Source organism: Gilvimarinus xylanilyticus, assembly GCF_024195295.1.
GTDB lineage: Bacteria > Pseudomonadota > Gammaproteobacteria > Pseudomonadales > Cellvibrionaceae > Gilvimarinus > Gilvimarinus xylanilyticus.
In genome coordinates this window covers 41,712-59,539 of record NZ_JAMFTH010000007.1, presented here as the reverse complement: position 1 = coordinate 59,539, position 17,828 = coordinate 41,712, and the positions used below count along the sequence as shown (strand labels likewise).

Genomic DNA, 17,828 nt, shown 5'->3' with positions numbered 1-17,828 from the left:
TTAGGAAAGCGGTATACGAGCATGGCTAAGAAAATGATTAAGGTGACTCAGATCAAGAGTACCGCAGGCCGTCTGAAGAACCATCAGGCTTGTGTTACAGGTTTGGGACTGCGTCGTATCGGTCACACTGTTGAAGTTGAAGACACTCCTTCAACCCGTGGCATGATTAACAAAGTGAACTATCTGATTAAGGTAGAGGGAGAGTAACATGCGTCTTAATACGCTGAGTCCCGCTCCCGGCAGCACCCACAGCAAAAAGCGTGTTGGCCGTGGTATTGGTAGTGGCCTGGGTAAAACCGCAGGTCGCGGCCACAAGGGTTTAAAGTCTCGCTCAGGCGGTACGGTTAAGCCAGGTTTCGAAGGCGGTCAGATGCCGCTGCAGAAACGCCTGCCCAAATACGGCTTCTCTTCACGAGTGGGCCGTGTGACTGCCGAAGTTCGCTTGAACGAGCTGAACAAGGTAGAAGGCGAAGTGGTAGATTTGGAAACCTTGAAGCAAGCCGACGTGATCGGTGCGCACATCAAGCGAGCCAAAATCTTTGCCTCTGGCGAAGTAACCAAAGCCGTTACAGTGAAAGGTTTGGCTGTAACTAAAGGCGCCAAAGCTGCCATTGAAGCGGCGGGCGGAAAAATCGAAGAGTAAGAGGTGCCAATGGCAACTCCCGGTAATCTGCCGTTAGCAAATCAAAAAGGATTGGGCGAGCTTTGGGCTCGCCTTCGTTTTCTGTTTTTGGCAATAGTGGTTTACCGGATCGGTACCCACATTCCCGTTCCGGGGCTTGACCCCGACCGGGTTGCCGATCTGTTTAATCAGAATCAGGGAACGGTGCTAGGCCTGTTTAATATGTTCTCGGGTGGTGCTCTGGAGCGCATGAGTATTCTTGCGCTGGGTATCTTCCCCTACATTTCAGCGTCGATCATTATGCAGTTAATGACTGCGGTGACACCGTCGTTGGAGCAGTTAAAAAAGGAAGGGGACGCTGGGCGTCGTAAGATTAACCAGTATACCCGTTACGGCACTGTGGTACTGGCAACCGTTCAGGCGATGGCTATGGCGGTTAGCTTCTCCGGTTTTGCCTATGGTGGCGAGCCCACAATAGCGTTTTACTTTATTGCTGTTGTGTCTCTGGTCACCGGCGCCGTGTTTATGATGTGGTTGGGTGAGCAGGTTACCGAGCGCGGTATCGGCAATGGTATATCCATGCTGATCTTCGCGGGTATTGTTGCTGGCTTCCCAAGTGCCATTGGGGCGGCTTTTGAGAGCGCTCGTCAGGGCGACCTGAATATTTTGATGCTCTTGGGCATCGCGGTACTGGCTATTTTCGTGATTTGGTGTATTGTGCGCATCGAACGCGGCCAGCGCCGTATTACGGTGAACTACGCCAAGCGCCAGCAGGGCCGTCAGGCTTACGCTGCGCAGACCAGTCACTTGCCGCTTAAGATCAACATGGCGGGCGTGATTCCGGCGATTTTTGCCAGCTCTATCTTGCTGTTCCCGGCGTCTATTGCGCAGTGGTTCGGTGAGGGTGGTGACGGCCCGGTGAGTAACTTCCTGCAGGATTTTGCTCTGGCTATTGGCCCCGGCCAGCCGCTGAATGTGCTTTTGTTTACCGGCTTGATTGCCTTTTTCTGCTTCTTTTATACGGCGTTGATGTTTAACCCTAAAGAAGTTGCAGACAACCTGAAAAAATCAGGTGCTTATATTCCGGGGATTCGTCCCGGCGAGCAATCGGCCAAATATATTGACAGTGTTCTGACCCGTTTGACGGTTATCGGCGCTGTTTATATGTCGGTAGTTTGTCTGATGCCTCAGTTCCTGGTAGTGGCGGCTAACGTGCCATTCTACCTGGGCGGTACCTCGCTACTTATTGTGGTGGTGGTGGTAATGGACTTTATGTCCCAGGTGCAGGCTCACTTGATGTCGCATCAGTATGAATCACTGATGAAGAAATCAAACTTGAAGGGGTACGGCAGCGGCAACGCTCGCTAACCCGAAGTTAAAGGGTAGGATCATGAAAGTTCGTGCTTCTGTTAAAAAGATTTGCCGAAACTGCAAAATGGTACGTCGCAACGGTGTTCTGCGGGTAATCTGCAACGCCGAGCCACGCCACAAGCAGCGTCAAGGCTAAGCAAGACGGTGGGCGGCTTGCCGCCCGTCGGCCAGAAAAGGTGGCAATATTGCCACCTTTTCTGCCAGCTGAACGATGATAACGGCTGGCTTGCACACTAGGGGGCGTTGACTGTCGTCTGATGAGAAATCATCAGGCTATTGCTTTTTTGTGGTTTTATCGCTATCCTTGCGCGCCTTTTTATCGAGAGCGTCAGGGGTGGGGTATTTCCACGTCAACGCTGCAATTTTAGAGTTACTGGAGTAATTTGAATGGCCCGTATTGCTGGTGTAAACATACCAGACCATAAACACGCGGTTATATCCCTGACTTACATCTATGGGGTAGGCCGGACCACCGCCAAGCAGATCTGTGCTGCTACCGGCGTTGCTGAGGATGCCAAAATCGGCTCTTTGTCTGAAGAGCAGGTAGACCAGCTTCGCACCGAAGTGGGCAAGTTTACCGTTGAGGGTGACCTGCGTCGTGTTGTGTCTATGAACATTAAACGCTTGATGGATCTGGGATGCTACCGTGGTTTACGCCACCGTCGCAGTTTGCCGGTGAATGGTCAGCGTACTAAGACTAACGCTCGTACCCGCAAAGGTCCGCGTAAGCCCATCAAGAAGTAATTTTTGACGCTTACGCCCACATTCAAAGTACGGTAACAACAGTTAGGAAGAGATTGCTATGGCCAAGCCAGGTAATAAAGCCACGACCAAGAAAAAGGTTAGAAAGCAGGTAGCGGACGGTGTTGCACACATCCACGCCTCTTTTAACAACACGATCGTAACGATCACTGACCGCCAGGGTAATACCCTGAGCTGGGCCACCGCCGGTGGTTCTGGTTTCCGCGGTTCGCGTAAAAGCACCCCGTTTGCGGCTCAGGTAGCTGCAGAGCGTGCCGGTGAAGCCGCTAAAGATTACGGCTTGAAAAACCTTGACGTAGAAGTGAAAGGCCCGGGGCCAGGCCGTGAGTCTGCCGTCCGCGCCCTGAATAACGTTGGTTATAAAATTACCAACATCACAGACGTGACGCCCATCCCGCACAATGGATGCCGTCCGCCGAAGAAACGTCGAGTGTAAGGGGGCAAACTAATGGCACGTTATATTGGACCAACTTGTAAGCTGTCCCGTCGCGAAGGCACTGACCTGTTCCTTAAAAGTGGTGCACGCGCGCTGGACTCAAAATGTAAACTGGAAACCGCTCCAGGTATGCACGGCCAACGCCGTGGTCGCCTGTCTGACTATGGTATTCAGTTACGTGAGAAGCAAAAAGTGCGTCGCACCTACGGTGTGTTGGAAAAGCAATTCCGCGGCTATTATAAAGAAGCTGCTCGTCGCAAAGGCGCTACCGGTGAGAACCTGTTAAAGCTGCTGGAGTGCCGTTTGGATAACGTGGTTTACCGCATGGGCTTCGGCTCAACGCGCGCTGAAGCACGCCAGCTGGTATCTCATAAGGCGATCACGGTTAACGGTCAGACTGTTAACATCGCGTCTTTCCAGGTAGCTGAAGGTGACGTTGTAGCCGTTCGTGAGAAGGCTAAAAACCAACTGCGTATTCAGAACGCTCTGACCCTGTCGGGCCAGCGCGCTGATGTCGAGTGGGTTGAAGTAAACGCTGACAAGAAGGAAGGCTCTTTCAAGCGCGTTCCCGATCGCAGCGACTTGCCGGCTGAAATCAACGAAAACCTTATCGTAGAGCTTTACTCCAAGTAAGGGATTAACCGTTAACAGGTGTGGCTATGCAGACTGCAGTAAACGAATTTTTGACTCCGCGTCATATCGACGTAACCGAAAACAGCCCGACCCACGCAAAGGTCGTGCTGGAGCCGCTGGAGCGTGGTTTCGGACATACACTGGGCAATGCGCTGCGTCGTATCTTGCTGTCTTCGATGGCTGGCTGTGCCGTTATCGAAGCCGAGATCGATGGTGTTTTGCACGAGTATAGCGACATTGAGGGTGTTCGTGAGGATGTCATTGAGATCCTTCTTAACCTCAAGGGCGTAGCCGTTGTTATGCACGGCAAAGATCAGGCGGTTTTGACTCTGACCAAAAAAGGTCCGGGTGTGGTAACCGCGGGCGATATTCAAGGCGATCACGACATCGAGGTGAAAAACCCCGAGCATGTTATTGCCAATATCACCGGTGATATTACCCTGAACATGCGCCTGACTGTCGCTCGCGGCCGTGGTTATCAGCCCGCTGATGCCCGTCGCCAGGAAGAAGACGAAAATCGTGCAATCGGTCGTCTGCAGTTGGATGCGTCTTACAGCCCAGTTCGTCGCGTTGCCTACAGTGTAGACAGCGCCCGTGTTGAGCAGCGCACCGACCTGGATAAGCTGATTCTGGATCTGGAAACCAACGGTACCATTGATCCCGAAGAAGCCATCCGTCGCGCCGCGACCATCCTGCAGCAGCAGCTGGCCGTGTTTGTTGACCTAGAAAGCGAAGCACAATCTCAGCCGGAAGAGAAAGAAGAGGCGATTGATCCTGTTCTTCTGCGTCCGGTCGATGATCTGGAGCTGACCGTTCGTTCGGCCAACTGCCTGAAAGCGGAAAACATCTACTACATCGGCGATCTGATTCAGCGCACTGAAGTTGAGCTGTTGAAGACTCCGAACTTGGGTAAAAAGTCTCTGACCGAGATCAAAGACGTACTCGCCTCGCGCGGTCTGTCTCTCGGTATGCGCCTGGAAAACTGGCCCCCGGCCAGCCTGCGCAACGAAGATTAATTCATAAAGCCCCGCTTACAGCGGGGGTTAACGAGATTGCTGTGAAGCAATCATAAGTGAAGGATTTAGCGTCATGCGTCATCGTCATAGTGGCCGTAAACTGAATCGTAACAGTTCGCATCGTAAAGCGATGTTCCGCAACATGACCATTTCATTGGTTGAGCATGAACTGATTAAGACAACTCTGCCCAAAGCCAAAGAGCTTCGTCGTTACGCCGAGCCTTTGATCACTTTGGCTAAAAACGACAACGTAGCCAATCGCCGTCTGGCTTTTGCTCGTCTGCGCAATGCTCAAGCTGTTGGTAAGTTGTTTGCCGAGCTGGGTCCGCGCTACGAAGCTCGCCCTGGTGGTTACCTGCGTGTTCTGAAGTGTGGCCTGCGTGCCGGCGACAAAGCCACCATGGCTTATGTTGAGCTGGTCGGTCGTCCTGCAGATGCAGTTGCGGAAGAAGTGGCTGAAACCGAATAAACCCGGTTTTCGTCATGCAGTAAAAAAGCCGGCTTGCCGGCTTTTTTGCGTTCTGGCAGATTAATTCCGGCCGTGAGGTTCGTCTAACGATAGGCTAGGTCCTGTGGGCACAATGCCCGTGGGATTAATCATGGTATGGCTGCGATAGTAGTGCTCTTTAATATGAGCAAAACACACGGTATCTGCGACGCCCGGCCACTGGTACAGCTCTTTGGTAAAGCCCCATAAGTTAGGGTAATCCACAATGCGTTTGTGGTTGCACTTAAAGTGGCCGTGATAAACCGCATCAAATCGTATTAACGTGGTGAACAGGCGCCAGTCTGCCTCGGTAATCTTATCGCCGGTCAAATAACGGTTCCTCTCTAGCTTTTCTTCCAACCAGTCCAGGCGTTTAAATAGAGTCTCTACCGCTTCTTCATAGGCCTCTTGGGTGGTAGCAAACCCCGATTTATACACGCCATTATTGACCTCGTGGTAAACCTTTTCATTGACCGCATCAATATCGCTCTTTAGATGGTTTGGGTAGTAGTTGCCAGGTTTTGCCCCAATGCTGTCAAACGCGCTGCCCAGCATACGAATAATTTCGGCGGATTCATTATTCACGATACGCCCGGTTTGTTTGTCCCAGAGAACAGGAACGGTAACGCGACCCGAATAGTCGGGGGTGTCGGCGGTATAGACTTGATGAAGAAATTGAGCGTCGTGGATGGGGTCGGCTACCACACCCTCGGACGCCTCAAAGGTCCAACCATTATCCAGCATCAGTGGGTTGACCACTGACAGGCTAATATAGTCCTCAAGCCCTTTGAGTTTACGCATTATGAGCGCGCGATGAGCCCAGGGGCAGGCGAGGGATACATACAGGTGATAGCGGCCTTTTTCGGCCTTAAAGCCGCCCTCGCCCGAGGGTCCCGGTGAGCCGTCCGGCGTTACCCAGTGGCGAAACTGAGATTCGCTGCGAATAAACTTGCCGCCATTGCTCTTGGTGTCATACCACTTATCATGCCACTGGCCATCGACTAGCAGTCCCATAGAAATCTCCTCGGTGCGGAATATTCATTAATCTGGAATAGCATAACCAGCCGCTATCAGTAATAACACCGAAACTCTAGCGGCGAATGATTGAAAAAAGCGATCATCCACAAAAAAGCCGGAGCGAACTCCGGCTTTTTATGCAGTAATTAACGTTATTAATTACAGCGCATCGACAATGGCGTTCAGTGTCGCACTGGCGCGCATGGCGGCCGAGGTTTTGGCGTCGTCGGTTTTGTAATAACCACCGATATCCACCGGCTTGCCTTGGGCTCCGTTTAACTCTTCCATGATCTTGGCTTCGTTGGCGGCCATGTCGGCGGCTACTTGCTTAAAGCGTTCAGCAAGGTCCGCGTCATCGTTTTGCGCTGCCAGAGCTTCGGCCCAGTACATCGCCAGATAAAAATGACTACCACGGTTGTCGATTTCACCGACCTTACGGCTGGGTGATTTGTTTTCGTCCAGGAATTTGCCGGTGGCTTTATCCAGTGCCGCGCCCAATACGCTCGCCTTGGTATTGCCGGTGACCTGGCTGTAGTGCTCCAGTGACGCAGCCAGGGCTAAAAACTCACCCAGTGAATCCCAGCGCAGGTGGCCTTCTTCGGTCAGCTGGTCCACGTGTTTGGGGGCCGAACCGCCAGCACCGGTTTCAAACAGGCCACCACCGTTCATCAGTGGGACAATAGACAGCATTTTCGCGCTGGTGCCCAACTCCAGGATGGGGAACAGGTCGGTCAGGTAATCGCGCAGTACGTTACCGGTGACCGAAATAGTGTCCTCGCCGTCTTTGGCGCGCTGCAGGGTCACGCGAGTTGCTTCGACCGGAGCTAGGATGCGAATGTCCAGGCCGTTGGTGTCGTGCTCGGGCAGGTAGGCGTTAACCTTTTTAATCAGCTCGGCGTCGTGGGCGCGTTCGCTCTTCAGCCAGAAGATCGCGGGGCTGCCAGTGGCGCGGGCGCGGTTCACTGCCAGCTTAACCCAGTCTTTGATGGGGGCGTCTTTAACCTGGCAAGCGCGGAATATATCGCCTTGTTCTACCGATTGCTCCAGCAGGGTGTTGCCGTCGGCGTCGATAATACGGACGGTACCGGCAGTGGGCATTTCAAAAGTTTTGTCGTGGGAGCCGTATTCTTCGGCCTTCTGCGCCATCAGGCCAACGTTGGGCACACTGCCCATGGTGGTGGGGTCAAAGGCGCCGTTTTCTTTACAGAACTCGATGGTTTCGGCATACACGCCCGCATAGCAGCGATCGGGAATGGTGTATTTGGTGTCTTGCAGGTTACCTTCCGGGCCCCACATTTTGCCTGACGAGCGAATCGCTGCGGGCATAGAGGCATCGATAATCACATCGTTGGGCACGTGCAGGTTGGTAATGCCTTTGTCCGAGTTAACCATGGCCATTTCCGGGCCGGCGGCGTAGATCGCTTTGATGTCGGCTTCAATGGCTTCGCGCTTATCGGCGGGCAGCTTTTGAATATTGCTCAGCACATCGGCAAAGCCATAGGTTGGGTCGACACCCAGCTCTTTAAATTCGGCGCTGTATTTTTCGAACAGGTCTTTAAAGAAAACGCTTACGGCATGGCCAAAGATGATGGGGTCCGAGACCTTCATCATGGTGGCTTTCATGTGCAAAGAGAAAAGCACGCCTTCTTCTTTGGCATCGCTGATGGCCTGAGCCAGAAACGAGCGCAGAGACTTGGCGCTCATCACCGCTGCGTCCAGAATCTCGCCGGCTTGCAGAGCCAGGCCGTCTTTTAGGATTTCTTTGCTGCCGTCGGCTTTTTCAAATTCAATTTTGGCGGTAGTCGCGGCGGGCAGGGTTACAGACTTTTCACTGCCGAAGAAGTCGCCCTCGCTCATGTGGGCGACGTTGGATTTGGAATCTTTAGACCACTCGCCCATAGAGTGCGGGTTTTTGCGGGCATAGGCTTTTACCGAGGCCGGCGCGCGGCGGTCGGAGTTGCCCTCGCGCAAAACCGGGTTTACTGCCGAGCCTTTGACTTTGTCGTAGCGGGCGGCAACAGACTTTTCTTCGTCGGTTTGCGGGTCCGAAGGGTAATCCGGGAGCTTGTAGCCCTTGTCCTGCAGTTCTTTAATGGCTTCTTTCAGCTGGGGGATAGAGGCGCTGATGTTAGGCAGTTTAATAATATTGGCTTCGGGTTGCTTGGCCAGCTCACCCAGCTCTGCCAGGGCGTCGCTCTGGCGCTGTTGTTCGGTTAAATATTCGGGAAACTGGGAAATAATACGAGCGGCCAGCGAAATGTCTTTAAGCTCAACTCCAATGCCTGACACTTGGGAGTAGGCCTCGATGATCGGGAGGAGCGACTGGGTGGCCAGTGCCGGAGCTTCGTCGGTTTTGGTGTAGATAATCTTGGAATCTGATGTAGCCATTCTTCTACCTGTAGTTGAAAAGAGGGTATCTTCAGAGGCTGGACGATTCCAGGCGGGCCGGTGAGTGTACCGGGCACTAAGAGTGCGCAATCCCGCGCAGGCTGATCATCCTCACATGGCCACTTTTGGCGGCCAATACTCGACAACAAGCCTCTGCATTGGAGGAGGCGGCATTATAGCAGCACCCAGGCGGGTTCGCACTCTGCGCGCTTACCCCGGTGATGGGTTAGGCGTTTCTTGCACCATAACCCAGGGCTTGATGACTACCGCCCAAAGCAGTGTATTCGCCTCAAACCAGGTCTGGGCCTGTTGGTCTCTCACCGGGGCTAGCTGCTGGGCCTGCATCCAGTGCTGAATTTGCGCGGCATTGTCGCGGGCCATTTCGGTGGCCACCCGGGTTAAGTCCAGCTCGGGGGCGACATAAACCGCGCGCCCGCCGGCAAAAAAACGCTGCAGATCGCGCCAGGGAATTTGCGCGGTTTCCAGATTGACCTTGGCCTGTAAAATTTCGTCGTCGTGATTCATGGTGTTTGGTTCAATAGCGCAACCGCCGCGCGGCTGGGGTTGGTTTTATTCAGGGTTTTGCAGATAGCGGCTCCGGCGCGGGCGACTTTGTCGAGTTCCACGCCGTGGGCTATGTTAAGCCCGTTTAAGAGGTATAGCACGTCCTCGGTAGCGACGTTCCCGCTGGCGCCGCGCGCATAGGGACAGCCTCCGAGCCCCGCTACCGAGGTGTCGATGGTGGCAATGCCCATTTGTAAGGATTGGTAGATATTGGCCAGTGCCTGGCCGTAGGTGTCGTGCATATGCACCGCCAGCTTATCGGCTTTGATGTCGGCAAGTAAGTTATCCAACAGCGCATGGGTACTGGCGACAGTGCCGGTGCCAATGGTATCGCCCAGGGAAATTTCGTAGCAGCCCATCTCTAGTAGAGCCTGAGCGACATCGCGGCACAATTCGGGTTCGACTCTGCCGCTGTAGGGGCAGCCCAGCACGCAGGAAATATAGCCGCGCAGAGGAATCTGGTGCTCGCGCGCCGCGCGGGCGACCTCGGCAAATTTTTCCAGGCTCTGCTCAATACTGCAGTTTAAGTTCTTCTGGCTAAAGGCTTCGCTGGCGGCGGCAAAAATGGCTACCTCGTCGGCGCCGCAGGCCCGGGCGCGCTCAAAGCCTTTTAAGTTGGGGGTAAGGGCGCTGTAGCGCACGCCTGGGCGGCGGTTAATACCGGTAAAAACGGCCTCGCTGTCGGCCATTTGCGGCACCCACTTGGGGTTTACAAAGGCGCCGGCCTCTATCCGGGTCAGGCCCGCGTCGGCCAGTTGATGAATAAGCGTGAGTTTATCGGCCAGCGCGATCTTGCCCGGCTCGTTTTGCAGTCCGTCGCGGGGGCCGACTTCGACAATGGATACACGCGAGGGCAGCACAATTACTCTTCGCCCCAGCGCGGCATCAGGTCTTGCTCCAAGCCCAGCTGGTCCAGAATGCGGGCCACGACGAAGTCGATCAGCTCTTCTATGCTGGCCGGTTGCATATAAAACCCGGGGCTCGCGGGCAGTACGATGGCGCCCAGCTGGGTCAGTTTAAGCATATTTTCCAGGTGTACCGCCGAGTAGGGGGTCTCGCGCGGTACCACAATTAATTGCCGGCGCTCTTTGAGGGCGACATCCGCCGCTCGCTCCACCAGATTGTTGCTGGCGCCGCTGGCAATGGAAGACAGGGTGCCGCCGCTAGCGGGGCAGATCACCATAGACGCGGGCGAGCTAGAGCCCGACGCCACCGGTGAAAACCAGTCGTCGCGGCCAAACAGGGTAAGCTGGTCGTCGCCCGCGCCATAGCGCTGACTTAAAAACAGCTGCTGCTCTTCCAGGTCGGTGGGTAAATCCAAATCCGTTTCGGTGCGAATCACCACCTCGGCGGCGCTGGATAGCAGCAAATAGACATTGCAGTCAGCGGCCAGCAAACACTGCAGCAGGCGCAAGCCGTACTGGGCGCCGGATGCGCCAGTCATCGCCAGGGTGATGGTGCGATTGTCGCTCGGGTTGGTCATAGCCACTCCGTTACAGGGCGTGTTTATTCAATTGCGCGACCAGCTTCTGGTGCAGGCCACCAAAGCCGCCGTTACTCATTATCACAATATGGCTGTCCGCCTCGGCGAGTGCCAGGGCGTCGTGAATCAAGCCGTCCAGTTCGCGGTAGAGTTTCGCGGGCACGGGTGAGTGATTCACCACCTCGGTCAAATCCCAGTCGGCGTCGGGCGGTTGATACCAGAGCACATCATCGGCGTCGACACAGGCCGGTGCCAGGGCTTTTTTGTGTACACCCATGCGCATGGTGTTCGAGCGCGGCTCGATAATAGCGATAATTTTGCTGTCGCCCACTTTTGCTCGCAAACCCGCCAGGGTGGTTTTGATGGCGGTGGGGTGATGGGCAAAGTCGTCGTACACCTTTATGTTGTGAATATCGGCGATGCACTCCAGGCGTCTCTTAACGCCCTTAAAGGCTTGCAGGGCTCGCGCACTAATCTCTGGGGTAACGCCCACATGGCGCGCGGCGAGCATAGCGGCGAGCGCATTGCTGACATTGTGCTCGCCGTTTAGGGCCCAGTGTACTTCGGCTTCGAGATTGGCGCCGCACAATACCTGAAAGCGTGAGCCGTCGGGGTTAATATTGCGAGTGCTCCAATCGCCCAGCTCGCCCATGGTTTCCGATTCGCTCCAGCAGCCCTGGGCGATGACCCCGTCGATAGCCTCTTGCGCGGCCGGATAAATAACCCGCCCATTGCCGGGCAGAGTGCGCATTAAGTGGTGAAACTGGCGCTGAATATCCGCGAGCGAGTCGAAAATATCCGCGTGATCGAATTCCAGATTGTTGATAATTAAAGTGCGCGGTAAATAGTGAACAAACTTAGAGCGCTTATCAAAAAAGGCGCTGTCGTATTCGTCTGCCTCAATGACAAAAAACGGTGTTTCACCCAACCGCGCCGAGACCGGAAAGTTTTGCGTCACCCCGCCGATTAAAAATCCGGGACTCATCCCCGCGTATTCTAAAATCCAGGCTAACAGGCTGGCCGTGGTGGTTTTACCGTGGGTGCCCGAGACTGCCAACACCCATTTGCCCGGCAACACATGCAGGCGCAGCCATTCGGGGCCCGAGGTATAGGGAATGCCGCGTTTTAGTACTGCCTCTACCGCAGGGTTACCGCGACTTAGGGCGTTGCCGATTATCACCAGATCGGGGGCCGGGTCTAATTGCGCCGGATCGAAGCCGGTAATCAGTTCAATCCCCGCTTGTTCCAGCTGGGTGCTCATAGGAGGGTAAACGTTCTGGTCTGAGCCGGTCACCCGGTGGCCCAACTCTTTGGCCAGACAAGCCAGCGACCCCATAAAGGTGCCGCAAATGCCGAGAATATGTATATGCATAAGTGTTTGCGCGTCCGGAAAACTCTGTGGGCGAGCTTAGCATAATGGTTGGGGGTGGGGTACGGCCGGAGCAGTGGCCGGCCGGTATTAATCAGTTCGGGTTGGTTTAATCGCGCTTGTGTGGGAGGTTGTCGTGTTTGTGCTTATCGCCGGGTAGAGCGTCGGCGACGTCCTTTTTGGTATTGTCGATGGTTTCCCCCACCTCTTTCTTGGCCTCTTTAACCGAATCCTTGGCGTTGTCTTTGGCCTTATCCGCTAGCTTTTCAGCATCGCAATGACCACTGACGCCCACGGTGGAATCCAGCGCCGCATTGCGTGCGGCTTTTTGGGCATTGCAGTCGAGAATGTCGGGTTTTAGATCGGCCAGGGCGTGGCTGTTTATGGCCGCGAAAATAATACATCCAAGAAGCGCTTTCATGGCAGTATCCTTTATGGTGGGACTGCAAGAAGTATAGTTAAAGCTCGGCACAGCGCGCGGTTTTTAGTATCCACTCTTGGCCGGATTCTTGGTGTTGCAAAATACACTGCCCGTTTTGTAGCCACAGGCTAAAGTGATCGGGGCGGCCCAGTATCAGTCCGGCGCCGCCCTGGTTTTCCAGGCGTTTGGGCGCCGGAGCGTCAATGGTCAGGTCGCTGGTTTTTACCAGCGCCTGGGGAGACAGGCGCACTCGGGTGTTCAGCGCGTTTGACACGGCTTGGGTAAGTTCCTGTTGGGTCTGGGCGCTGGGTGCCAGCAGCACCGCCGGCTGGCGGGCGCCGGGCAGGTTCTGGCAGGCGCACAGGGCCGCGCAGAGTACCACCAGCCGCGCGATCACAGCGGGTGCCGCAGCAGCATATCGCCCATGCCCGGCGGCTGCACAATGCGGGCATCACGTTTGTGGGTGCCGGTTTTTTGCGCGCCTTCGAGGGCGGGTTTACTGCTGGCAACAGGGCACTGACCCGTGTTGCGATAGTGCAGGGCAGCGGCCAGGCGCGCCTCGTCCGGGTCGCCCAGGGCGTGGTTCAGGTCGTCCTCTACGCTGCAGCCGGGTAGCTCGGCTTGGTTGGTGCTGGCGGCGGCGCCCGGGAAAAAGCCGTCGGCATAGTCGCCAAAGCCTTTGGCATTGGTACTTTTAAACTGGGTGGTAAAGTAGGACAGGCCGCAGTTGTCGATGACATAGGCGCCGTAGGGTTTACCGCAGGTGGCGCCGCCCACCAGTACCACCTCGACATCAATGCCGCGCAGACCGTTAATGATTGCCTCTGAGGCCGAGCAGGTGTTGCCGCCGCCCAGTACAAACACCCGGTTCAGATCCAGGCTTGGCAGCGCCTGGCCTGGCGCCAGGGAAAAGTCCCGCGTGGTGGCGTGAAACTCGATGGGGTCCAGCGGTTGGCCGGTAAATGGATCGTGGGTGGGATGTTTGTCGTTAAACTCGGTATTGGCAAAGGTTTTTCCGGCGCTGTTGCTGCCCGCAATCATGTAGGACAGCTGGCTGGCAATGTCCAGATAGCCGCCGCCGTTGTAGCGTAAATCCAGCACCAGATCGCTCACCCCGGCATCGCGCATATCGCTTACCGCCTCGACTAGTTCCGCCTCGGCGGTCGCAATGTGCGAGTTAAACAACATATAGCCCACAAGACCCGTGGGGGTGTCGATAATGTCCGTCTGGTTGACCGCGGCAATGCTGACAGGGCCTGCGGTCAGGGTGATTTCGCGGGTGGTGTCGCTGTCTAAATCCTGCACCACAAAGGTGTGGCTTTCGCCGCTCTCGGTGGGGAAAAGCCCGGCGTTGAGTGTGTTTACCCCGGCTTCGGTGTTGTCGTTAACCAAATCCACCCCGTCAATTTCCAGCACCCGGGCACCGCGAGTAAGGTTCGCTTGCCCTGCGGATGAGTCGGGCTCGGAGTAAACCACCACCGCTTCGCGCGGCGGGAGGCTTGAGGTTAATGCCCATTGCACCCCATAGCCTACCGACACACCCGACTCGGTGCGCTCGCGGTAGCTGTCGGTTTCGGCGTACCAGTGGAATTGATCCTTTAAATTGCCGGAAGGGGTGAGGGCGTCGGTTTTCAGCAGATCGAAATAATCGGTGGTATCAAAACTGGCCGGGTTGCGGTCGGTGATCTCGTCATACCACAGGTAGTAGTTATTGCTGAAGCTGCGCAAAAACACATTTTCATCCACATAACTGCCGGCCGTGTCCGGGTAGGGTTCGCCGGTGTAGGGGGCAATGCCCTGGCGTGGGTTTTCGCACTTGTCCCAGAAGTTTTCCTGCGGTGGGTATACGCCCTCTACCCACGTGTAGCCGTCGCCGACACTGCTGGTACTGGATGAAGAGCGGCTGGAGACAGAGCTGCTACTGCTGGCCACCGAGCTGCTGGCGGCGCTACTGGCTGACGAGCGCGGTGGTGGGGTATAGGGATCGGGGTCATTAATGCCGTAGTAGTCCTGTACCCGCTCTAAGGTGGTGTCGCCGCCGTTACCGCCGCAGGCGGCCAAGGTGATAGTAGTGGCGAGCAATGCGTGTTTTGCCAGTGAGCTTGTCATGTCAGCGCTCTCCTTGCTGAATTATTAAATTTATACGATAGTCCGATCATAACAGAAGCTTCTGTATCGGGTCAGCGACGCAGTGCAAGTAAAGTCGTGCCCAAAGTGGCTAATACCCAGGTCGCAGTGGGAATGCTTTCCCAGTTGCCAGCGAGCAAGGTGTCGCGCACGGGCCAGAGTAAGCTGAACGCACCGCCCAGCGAGAGCACAGCCGCAAGGGTTAGGCGTTTGCGGATGCTCGCCCGGCGCGCTTCGCGCTGGCGCAGCTGGCGGTATTCGGTTAGCTCGCCGCGCAGCTTATCCAGCTGTTGTATCTGCTGTAAGCCGTTGAACACCAGATGGGGAACCTCGGGGAATTTCTCCATCCACTCGGGTCCGTAGCGCTTTAAATCCTGCCATAGAGTTTTGGGGTGAAAGCGGTTTTTTAACCAGCGCTCTAAAAACGGATGAGCCGTAGCCCACAGATTTAGGTCGGGGTACAACTGGCGTCCCAGGCCTTCAATATTGAGTAAGGTTTTCTGCAACAACACCAGTTGTGGTTGCACTTCCATATTGAAACGCCGTGCGGTGCGGAACAGATTAAGCAGCACCTGGCCAAAAGAAATATCTTTAAGTGGCTTTTCAAAAATGGGCTCGCATACGGTGCGTACCGCCGCTTCTAGCTCTTCGATGCGGGTGGACTCGGGTACCCAACCGCTTTGCACATGCAGCTCGGCCACTTGGCGGTAGTCGCGGCGGAACATCGCCAGCATATTGCGCGCTAAATAGTATTGGTCGGCGCGGTTGAGTGAGCCCACAATCGCCATATCCACGGCGATGTACTGGGGTTGGTCCGGGTGCTCGCGGGAGACAAAGATATTGCCCGGATGCATATCGGCGTGGAAAAAGTTGTGTTCAAACACCTGGGTAAAGAAAATTTCCACACCGCGTTCGGCGAGTTTTTTCATGTCGGTGTTCTGGGCGTTTAGTGCGTCCAGTTGCGTGACTGGGATGCCTGAAATTCGCTCCAGTACCAGCACCTTGCGACGGCTGTAATCCCATATCACCTCGGGAATATACAACAGCGGAGAGTGCAAAAAGTTGCGCCGCAGTTGCGAGGCATTGGCCGCTTCGCGCTGCAAGTCCAGCTCGTCAAAAATGGTGGTGCGGTAGTCTTCTACCACCTCGACCGGGCGTAGGCGTTTGCCGTCGACACTGTATTTTTCGACGATACGCGCAATCAGTGTCAGTAGCCGCGTGTCTTGGGCAATGGTTTTTTCAATGCCCGGGCGCACCGCTTTAATCACCACTTCGCGGCCGTCGTGCAACACGGCGGCGTGTACCTGCGCCACCGATGCCGAGGCCAGAGGCTCGCGGTCGAAGTGTTTAAACAGGGTGTCGACGCTATCGCCCAGCGATTCTTCCACCAGGGCGCTGAACTTTTCTTTGGCAAAGGGGGGTACCCGGTCTTGCAGGGCGCTGAGCTCGGCGATGATATCCGGTGGCATTAAGTCAGGGCGGGTGGATAGCAGTTGGCCGAATTTGATGAAAATGGGCCCCAGCGACTCCAGTGCCAGGCGCATACGCTCGCCCCGGGTTAGCTTGCCCGCCGGAATAAGCGCCAGAGGCGCGAGGAAAAAACGCAGCCACCAGGGCAGGCTTTGACGCGGCAGGAGTAAATCAAGGCGGTAACGGGCAAAGGTGGCCAGAATGGTTAACAGGCGCAGCACACTGGTCATGGGTGGGATGGGTCCTTACTCTGGCGGGCTCGCAGCCGGTCGATCCGGGCCTCTAGGCGGTCGAGGGCCTGGCCGGTGGTGTGAACATCCTCGCAAAATAGCTCGAACTCGTCCCGGCCCACGGCCTGAGCGCCCTCCTCACTGAGGTATTGGCTCGACAGGTCGCGGGCATTGGTGCGTCGGTCATGCGCCCAACCTGTGGCTTTGCGAATTTGTGCGGCGATAAAGTGTGCGGGCAAGGGGCCTATGGCCTCGGCCAGTGCCATCTCCCAATCGATATCCAGCCCGGCCAATATCGCTTTAAGTTCGGCCAGCAAGTGGGGTGAGCCTTCAAGATGCACTCCCGTACCGTGCAAGCTGGTGGCATCGCTCGCCATGAGTTTGGCCAGGTCGGTCGCCTTGCCGCTCAGGCGACAATCGACCGGGTCCTCGTAGTGCTGTTGCAATCGCGGTGGGTTGCCCAAGAGGATATACACAGTCACCCGCGGCGCTGTGCAGTCGATCGCTATCACCTTGTCCTCAAGGGTTTGCAGTTTGGCGGCGGTGCCCGGGTCGTAGGTAAGAGCGCGCTCGGCGGTCGTTTCCAATACGGCGGCCAGAGCGGCGATAGCGGTGGCGTCCAGCATCAGGGCTTAATTCCGCTGTGCAATGCGACCACGCCACCGGTCATGTTCTGGTAGTCGGTCAGGCTAAAGCCCGCGCTGTCCATCATGCCCTGCAAAGTGGGTTGATCCGGGTGCATACGAATGGATTCGGCCAGATAGCGATAGCTGTCGGCGTCGCCGGTGACCCATTTGCCCATCTGAGGCAGCAGTTTAAACGAGTAGGCGTCGTAGAACTTTTCCAGCAGCGGGTTGGTCGGTTTGGAGAACTCCAGCACCAGCAGTTTACCGCCGGGTTTCAGGACTCGCAGCATAGAGCGCAACGCCAGGTCCTTATCGGTGACATTGCGCAAACCAAAAGCGATGGTAATGCAATCGAAGGAATTGTCGGCAAAGGGCAGGTATTGGGCATCCGCCTGGGTGACATTCAGATTTCCCGCCACGCCTTTATCCAGTAATTTGTCGCGCCCGACCTTGAGCATCGAGTCGTTAATGTCGGCCAGTATCACCTGGCCCTCGGCGCCCACCTGGCGGGCAAACTGAAACGACAAGTCGCCGGTGCCGCCGGCAATATCCAAGACTTTGTGCCCCGGTCGTACAGCGGCTTTTTCAATGGTCAGTCTTTTCCATAGGCGGTGCACACCACCGGACATCAGGTCGTTCATTAAGTCGTACTTACCGGCCACTGAGTGAAACACCCCGGCGACCCGCTCGGCTTTTTTCTCTATGTCGACCTGCTCAAAACCAAAGTGGGTGGTTTTTTTCTCGCTCATACGAAACCTGTGTTTGCCGCGACTGGAAGGTCCGCCATTGTACATTGATGCGCCGGG

21 protein-coding genes are annotated in these 17,828 nt (G+C 55.8%); 9 read left to right on the top strand and 12 right to left on the bottom strand.

Annotated elements, in window-relative coordinates:
• Positions 1–21 precede the first annotated feature (21 nt).
• The 9 genes from rpmD to rplQ all read left to right on the top strand — a co-directional run bounded on the left by rpmD (position 22) and on the right by rplQ (position 5,309).
• On the top strand, positions 22–207 hold the full coding sequence (rpmD, locus tag M6D89_RS16065) for a 50S ribosomal protein L30 (RefSeq protein WP_253969117.1): 186 nt from the start codon (positions 22–24) through the stop codon (positions 205–207).
• Between the two features lies 1 nt (position 208).
• Positions 209–643 (top strand): 50S ribosomal protein L15, encoded by a 435-nt coding sequence (gene rplO, locus M6D89_RS16060; protein WP_253969116.1) that lies wholly within the window; start codon positions 209–211, stop codon positions 641–643.
• Between the two features lie 9 nt (positions 644–652).
• A complete protein-coding gene (secY, locus tag M6D89_RS16055; protein ID WP_253969115.1) occupies positions 653–1,990 on the top strand; it encodes a preprotein translocase subunit SecY in 1,338 nt (445 codons plus the stop codon).
• A gap of 22 nt (positions 1,991–2,012) precedes the next feature.
• Positions 2,013–2,129, top strand: coding sequence for a 50S ribosomal protein L36 (gene rpmJ, locus M6D89_RS16050; protein WP_020210089.1), 117 nt, complete (start codon positions 2,013–2,015; stop codon positions 2,127–2,129).
• Positions 2,130–2,380: 251 nt separating this feature from the next.
• Entirely contained in the window at positions 2,381–2,737 is a 357-nt protein-coding gene (rpsM, locus tag M6D89_RS16045) for a 30S ribosomal protein S13 (protein ID WP_253969114.1), read from the top strand.
• 58 nt (positions 2,738–2,795) lie between these two features.
• Positions 2,796–3,191 carry a 30S ribosomal protein S11 gene (rpsK, locus tag M6D89_RS16040; RefSeq protein ID WP_253969113.1) on the top strand — a complete coding sequence of 132 codons (396 nt, stop codon included), beginning with the start codon at positions 2,796–2,798 and terminating at the stop codon, positions 3,189–3,191.
• Between the two features lie 12 nt (positions 3,192–3,203).
• Positions 3,204–3,824 (top strand): 30S ribosomal protein S4, encoded by a 621-nt coding sequence (gene rpsD / locus M6D89_RS16035; protein WP_253969112.1) that lies wholly within the window; start codon positions 3,204–3,206, stop codon positions 3,822–3,824.
• Between the two features lie 26 nt (positions 3,825–3,850).
• Entirely contained in the window at positions 3,851–4,840 is a 990-nt protein-coding gene (locus M6D89_RS16030; protein WP_253969111.1) for a DNA-directed RNA polymerase subunit alpha, read from the top strand.
• A gap of 73 nt (positions 4,841–4,913) precedes the next feature.
• Positions 4,914–5,309, top strand: coding sequence for a 50S ribosomal protein L17 (rplQ, locus tag M6D89_RS16025; RefSeq protein WP_253969110.1), 396 nt, complete (start codon positions 4,914–4,916; stop codon positions 5,307–5,309).
• Between the two features lie 60 nt (positions 5,310–5,369).
• Here rplQ and M6D89_RS16020 read toward each other — a convergent pair whose 3' ends face one another.
• The 12 genes from M6D89_RS16020 to ubiE form a co-directional block, all read right to left on the bottom strand.
• The gene (locus tag M6D89_RS16020) at positions 5,370–6,341 is read right to left on the bottom strand and encodes a glutathione S-transferase family protein (protein ID WP_253969109.1); all 972 of its coding nucleotides are present in this window, start codon (positions 6,339–6,341) and stop codon (positions 5,370–5,372) included.
• 162 nt (positions 6,342–6,503) lie between these two features.
• Positions 6,504–8,732 (bottom strand): NADP-dependent isocitrate dehydrogenase, encoded by a 2,229-nt coding sequence (locus M6D89_RS16015; RefSeq protein WP_253969108.1) that lies wholly within the window; start codon positions 8,730–8,732, stop codon positions 6,504–6,506.
• Positions 8,733–8,942: 210 nt separating this feature from the next.
• Positions 8,943–9,257 (bottom strand): DUF2288 domain-containing protein, encoded by a 315-nt coding sequence (locus M6D89_RS16010; RefSeq protein WP_253969107.1) that lies wholly within the window; start codon positions 9,255–9,257, stop codon positions 8,943–8,945.
• A complete protein-coding gene (locus tag M6D89_RS16005; protein WP_253969185.1) occupies positions 9,254–10,159 on the bottom strand; it encodes a hydroxymethylglutaryl-CoA lyase in 906 nt (301 codons plus the stop codon). The genes M6D89_RS16010 and M6D89_RS16005 overlap by 4 nt, the downstream gene beginning before the upstream one ends.
• Positions 10,159–10,779 carry a flavin prenyltransferase UbiX gene (locus tag M6D89_RS16000; protein WP_253969106.1) on the bottom strand — a complete coding sequence of 207 codons (621 nt, stop codon included), beginning with the start codon at positions 10,777–10,779 and terminating at the stop codon, positions 10,159–10,161. Before M6D89_RS16000 ends, M6D89_RS16005 begins: the two co-directional genes overlap by 1 nt.
• A 10-nt stretch (positions 10,780–10,789) precedes the next feature.
• The gene (gene mpl / locus M6D89_RS15995) at positions 10,790–12,151 is read right to left on the bottom strand and encodes a UDP-N-acetylmuramate:L-alanyl-gamma-D-glutamyl-meso-diaminopimelate ligase (RefSeq protein WP_253969105.1); all 1,362 of its coding nucleotides are present in this window, start codon (positions 12,149–12,151) and stop codon (positions 10,790–10,792) included.
• Between the two features lie 106 nt (positions 12,152–12,257).
• Positions 12,258–12,569: a hypothetical protein gene (locus M6D89_RS15990; protein ID WP_253969104.1), complete on the bottom strand. Its 312-nt coding sequence runs from the start codon at positions 12,567–12,569 to the stop codon at positions 12,258–12,260.
• 37 nt (positions 12,570–12,606) lie between these two features.
• Positions 12,607–12,966, bottom strand: coding sequence for a hypothetical protein (locus M6D89_RS15985; RefSeq protein WP_253969103.1), 360 nt, complete (start codon positions 12,964–12,966; stop codon positions 12,607–12,609).
• Entirely contained in the window at positions 12,963–14,678 is a 1,716-nt protein-coding gene (locus M6D89_RS15980) for a S41 family peptidase (protein WP_253969102.1), read from the bottom strand. Before M6D89_RS15980 ends, M6D89_RS15985 begins: the two co-directional genes overlap by 4 nt.
• Before the next feature lie 71 nt (positions 14,679–14,749).
• Positions 14,750–16,396: a ubiquinone biosynthesis regulatory protein kinase UbiB gene (ubiB, locus tag M6D89_RS15975; protein ID WP_253969101.1), complete on the bottom strand. Its 1,647-nt coding sequence runs from the start codon at positions 16,394–16,396 to the stop codon at positions 14,750–14,752.
• Positions 16,393–17,022, bottom strand: a complete 630-nt coding sequence (locus M6D89_RS15970; RefSeq protein WP_253969100.1) for a ubiquinone biosynthesis accessory factor UbiJ — start codon at positions 17,020–17,022, stop codon at positions 16,393–16,395. Before M6D89_RS15970 ends, ubiB begins: the two co-directional genes overlap by 4 nt.
• Positions 17,022–17,771 (bottom strand): bifunctional demethylmenaquinone methyltransferase/2-methoxy-6-polyprenyl-1,4-benzoquinol methylase UbiE, encoded by a 750-nt coding sequence (ubiE, locus tag M6D89_RS15965; RefSeq protein ID WP_253969099.1) that lies wholly within the window; start codon positions 17,769–17,771, stop codon positions 17,022–17,024. Before ubiE ends, M6D89_RS15970 begins: the two co-directional genes overlap by 1 nt.
• Positions 17,772–17,828 lie beyond the last annotated feature (57 nt).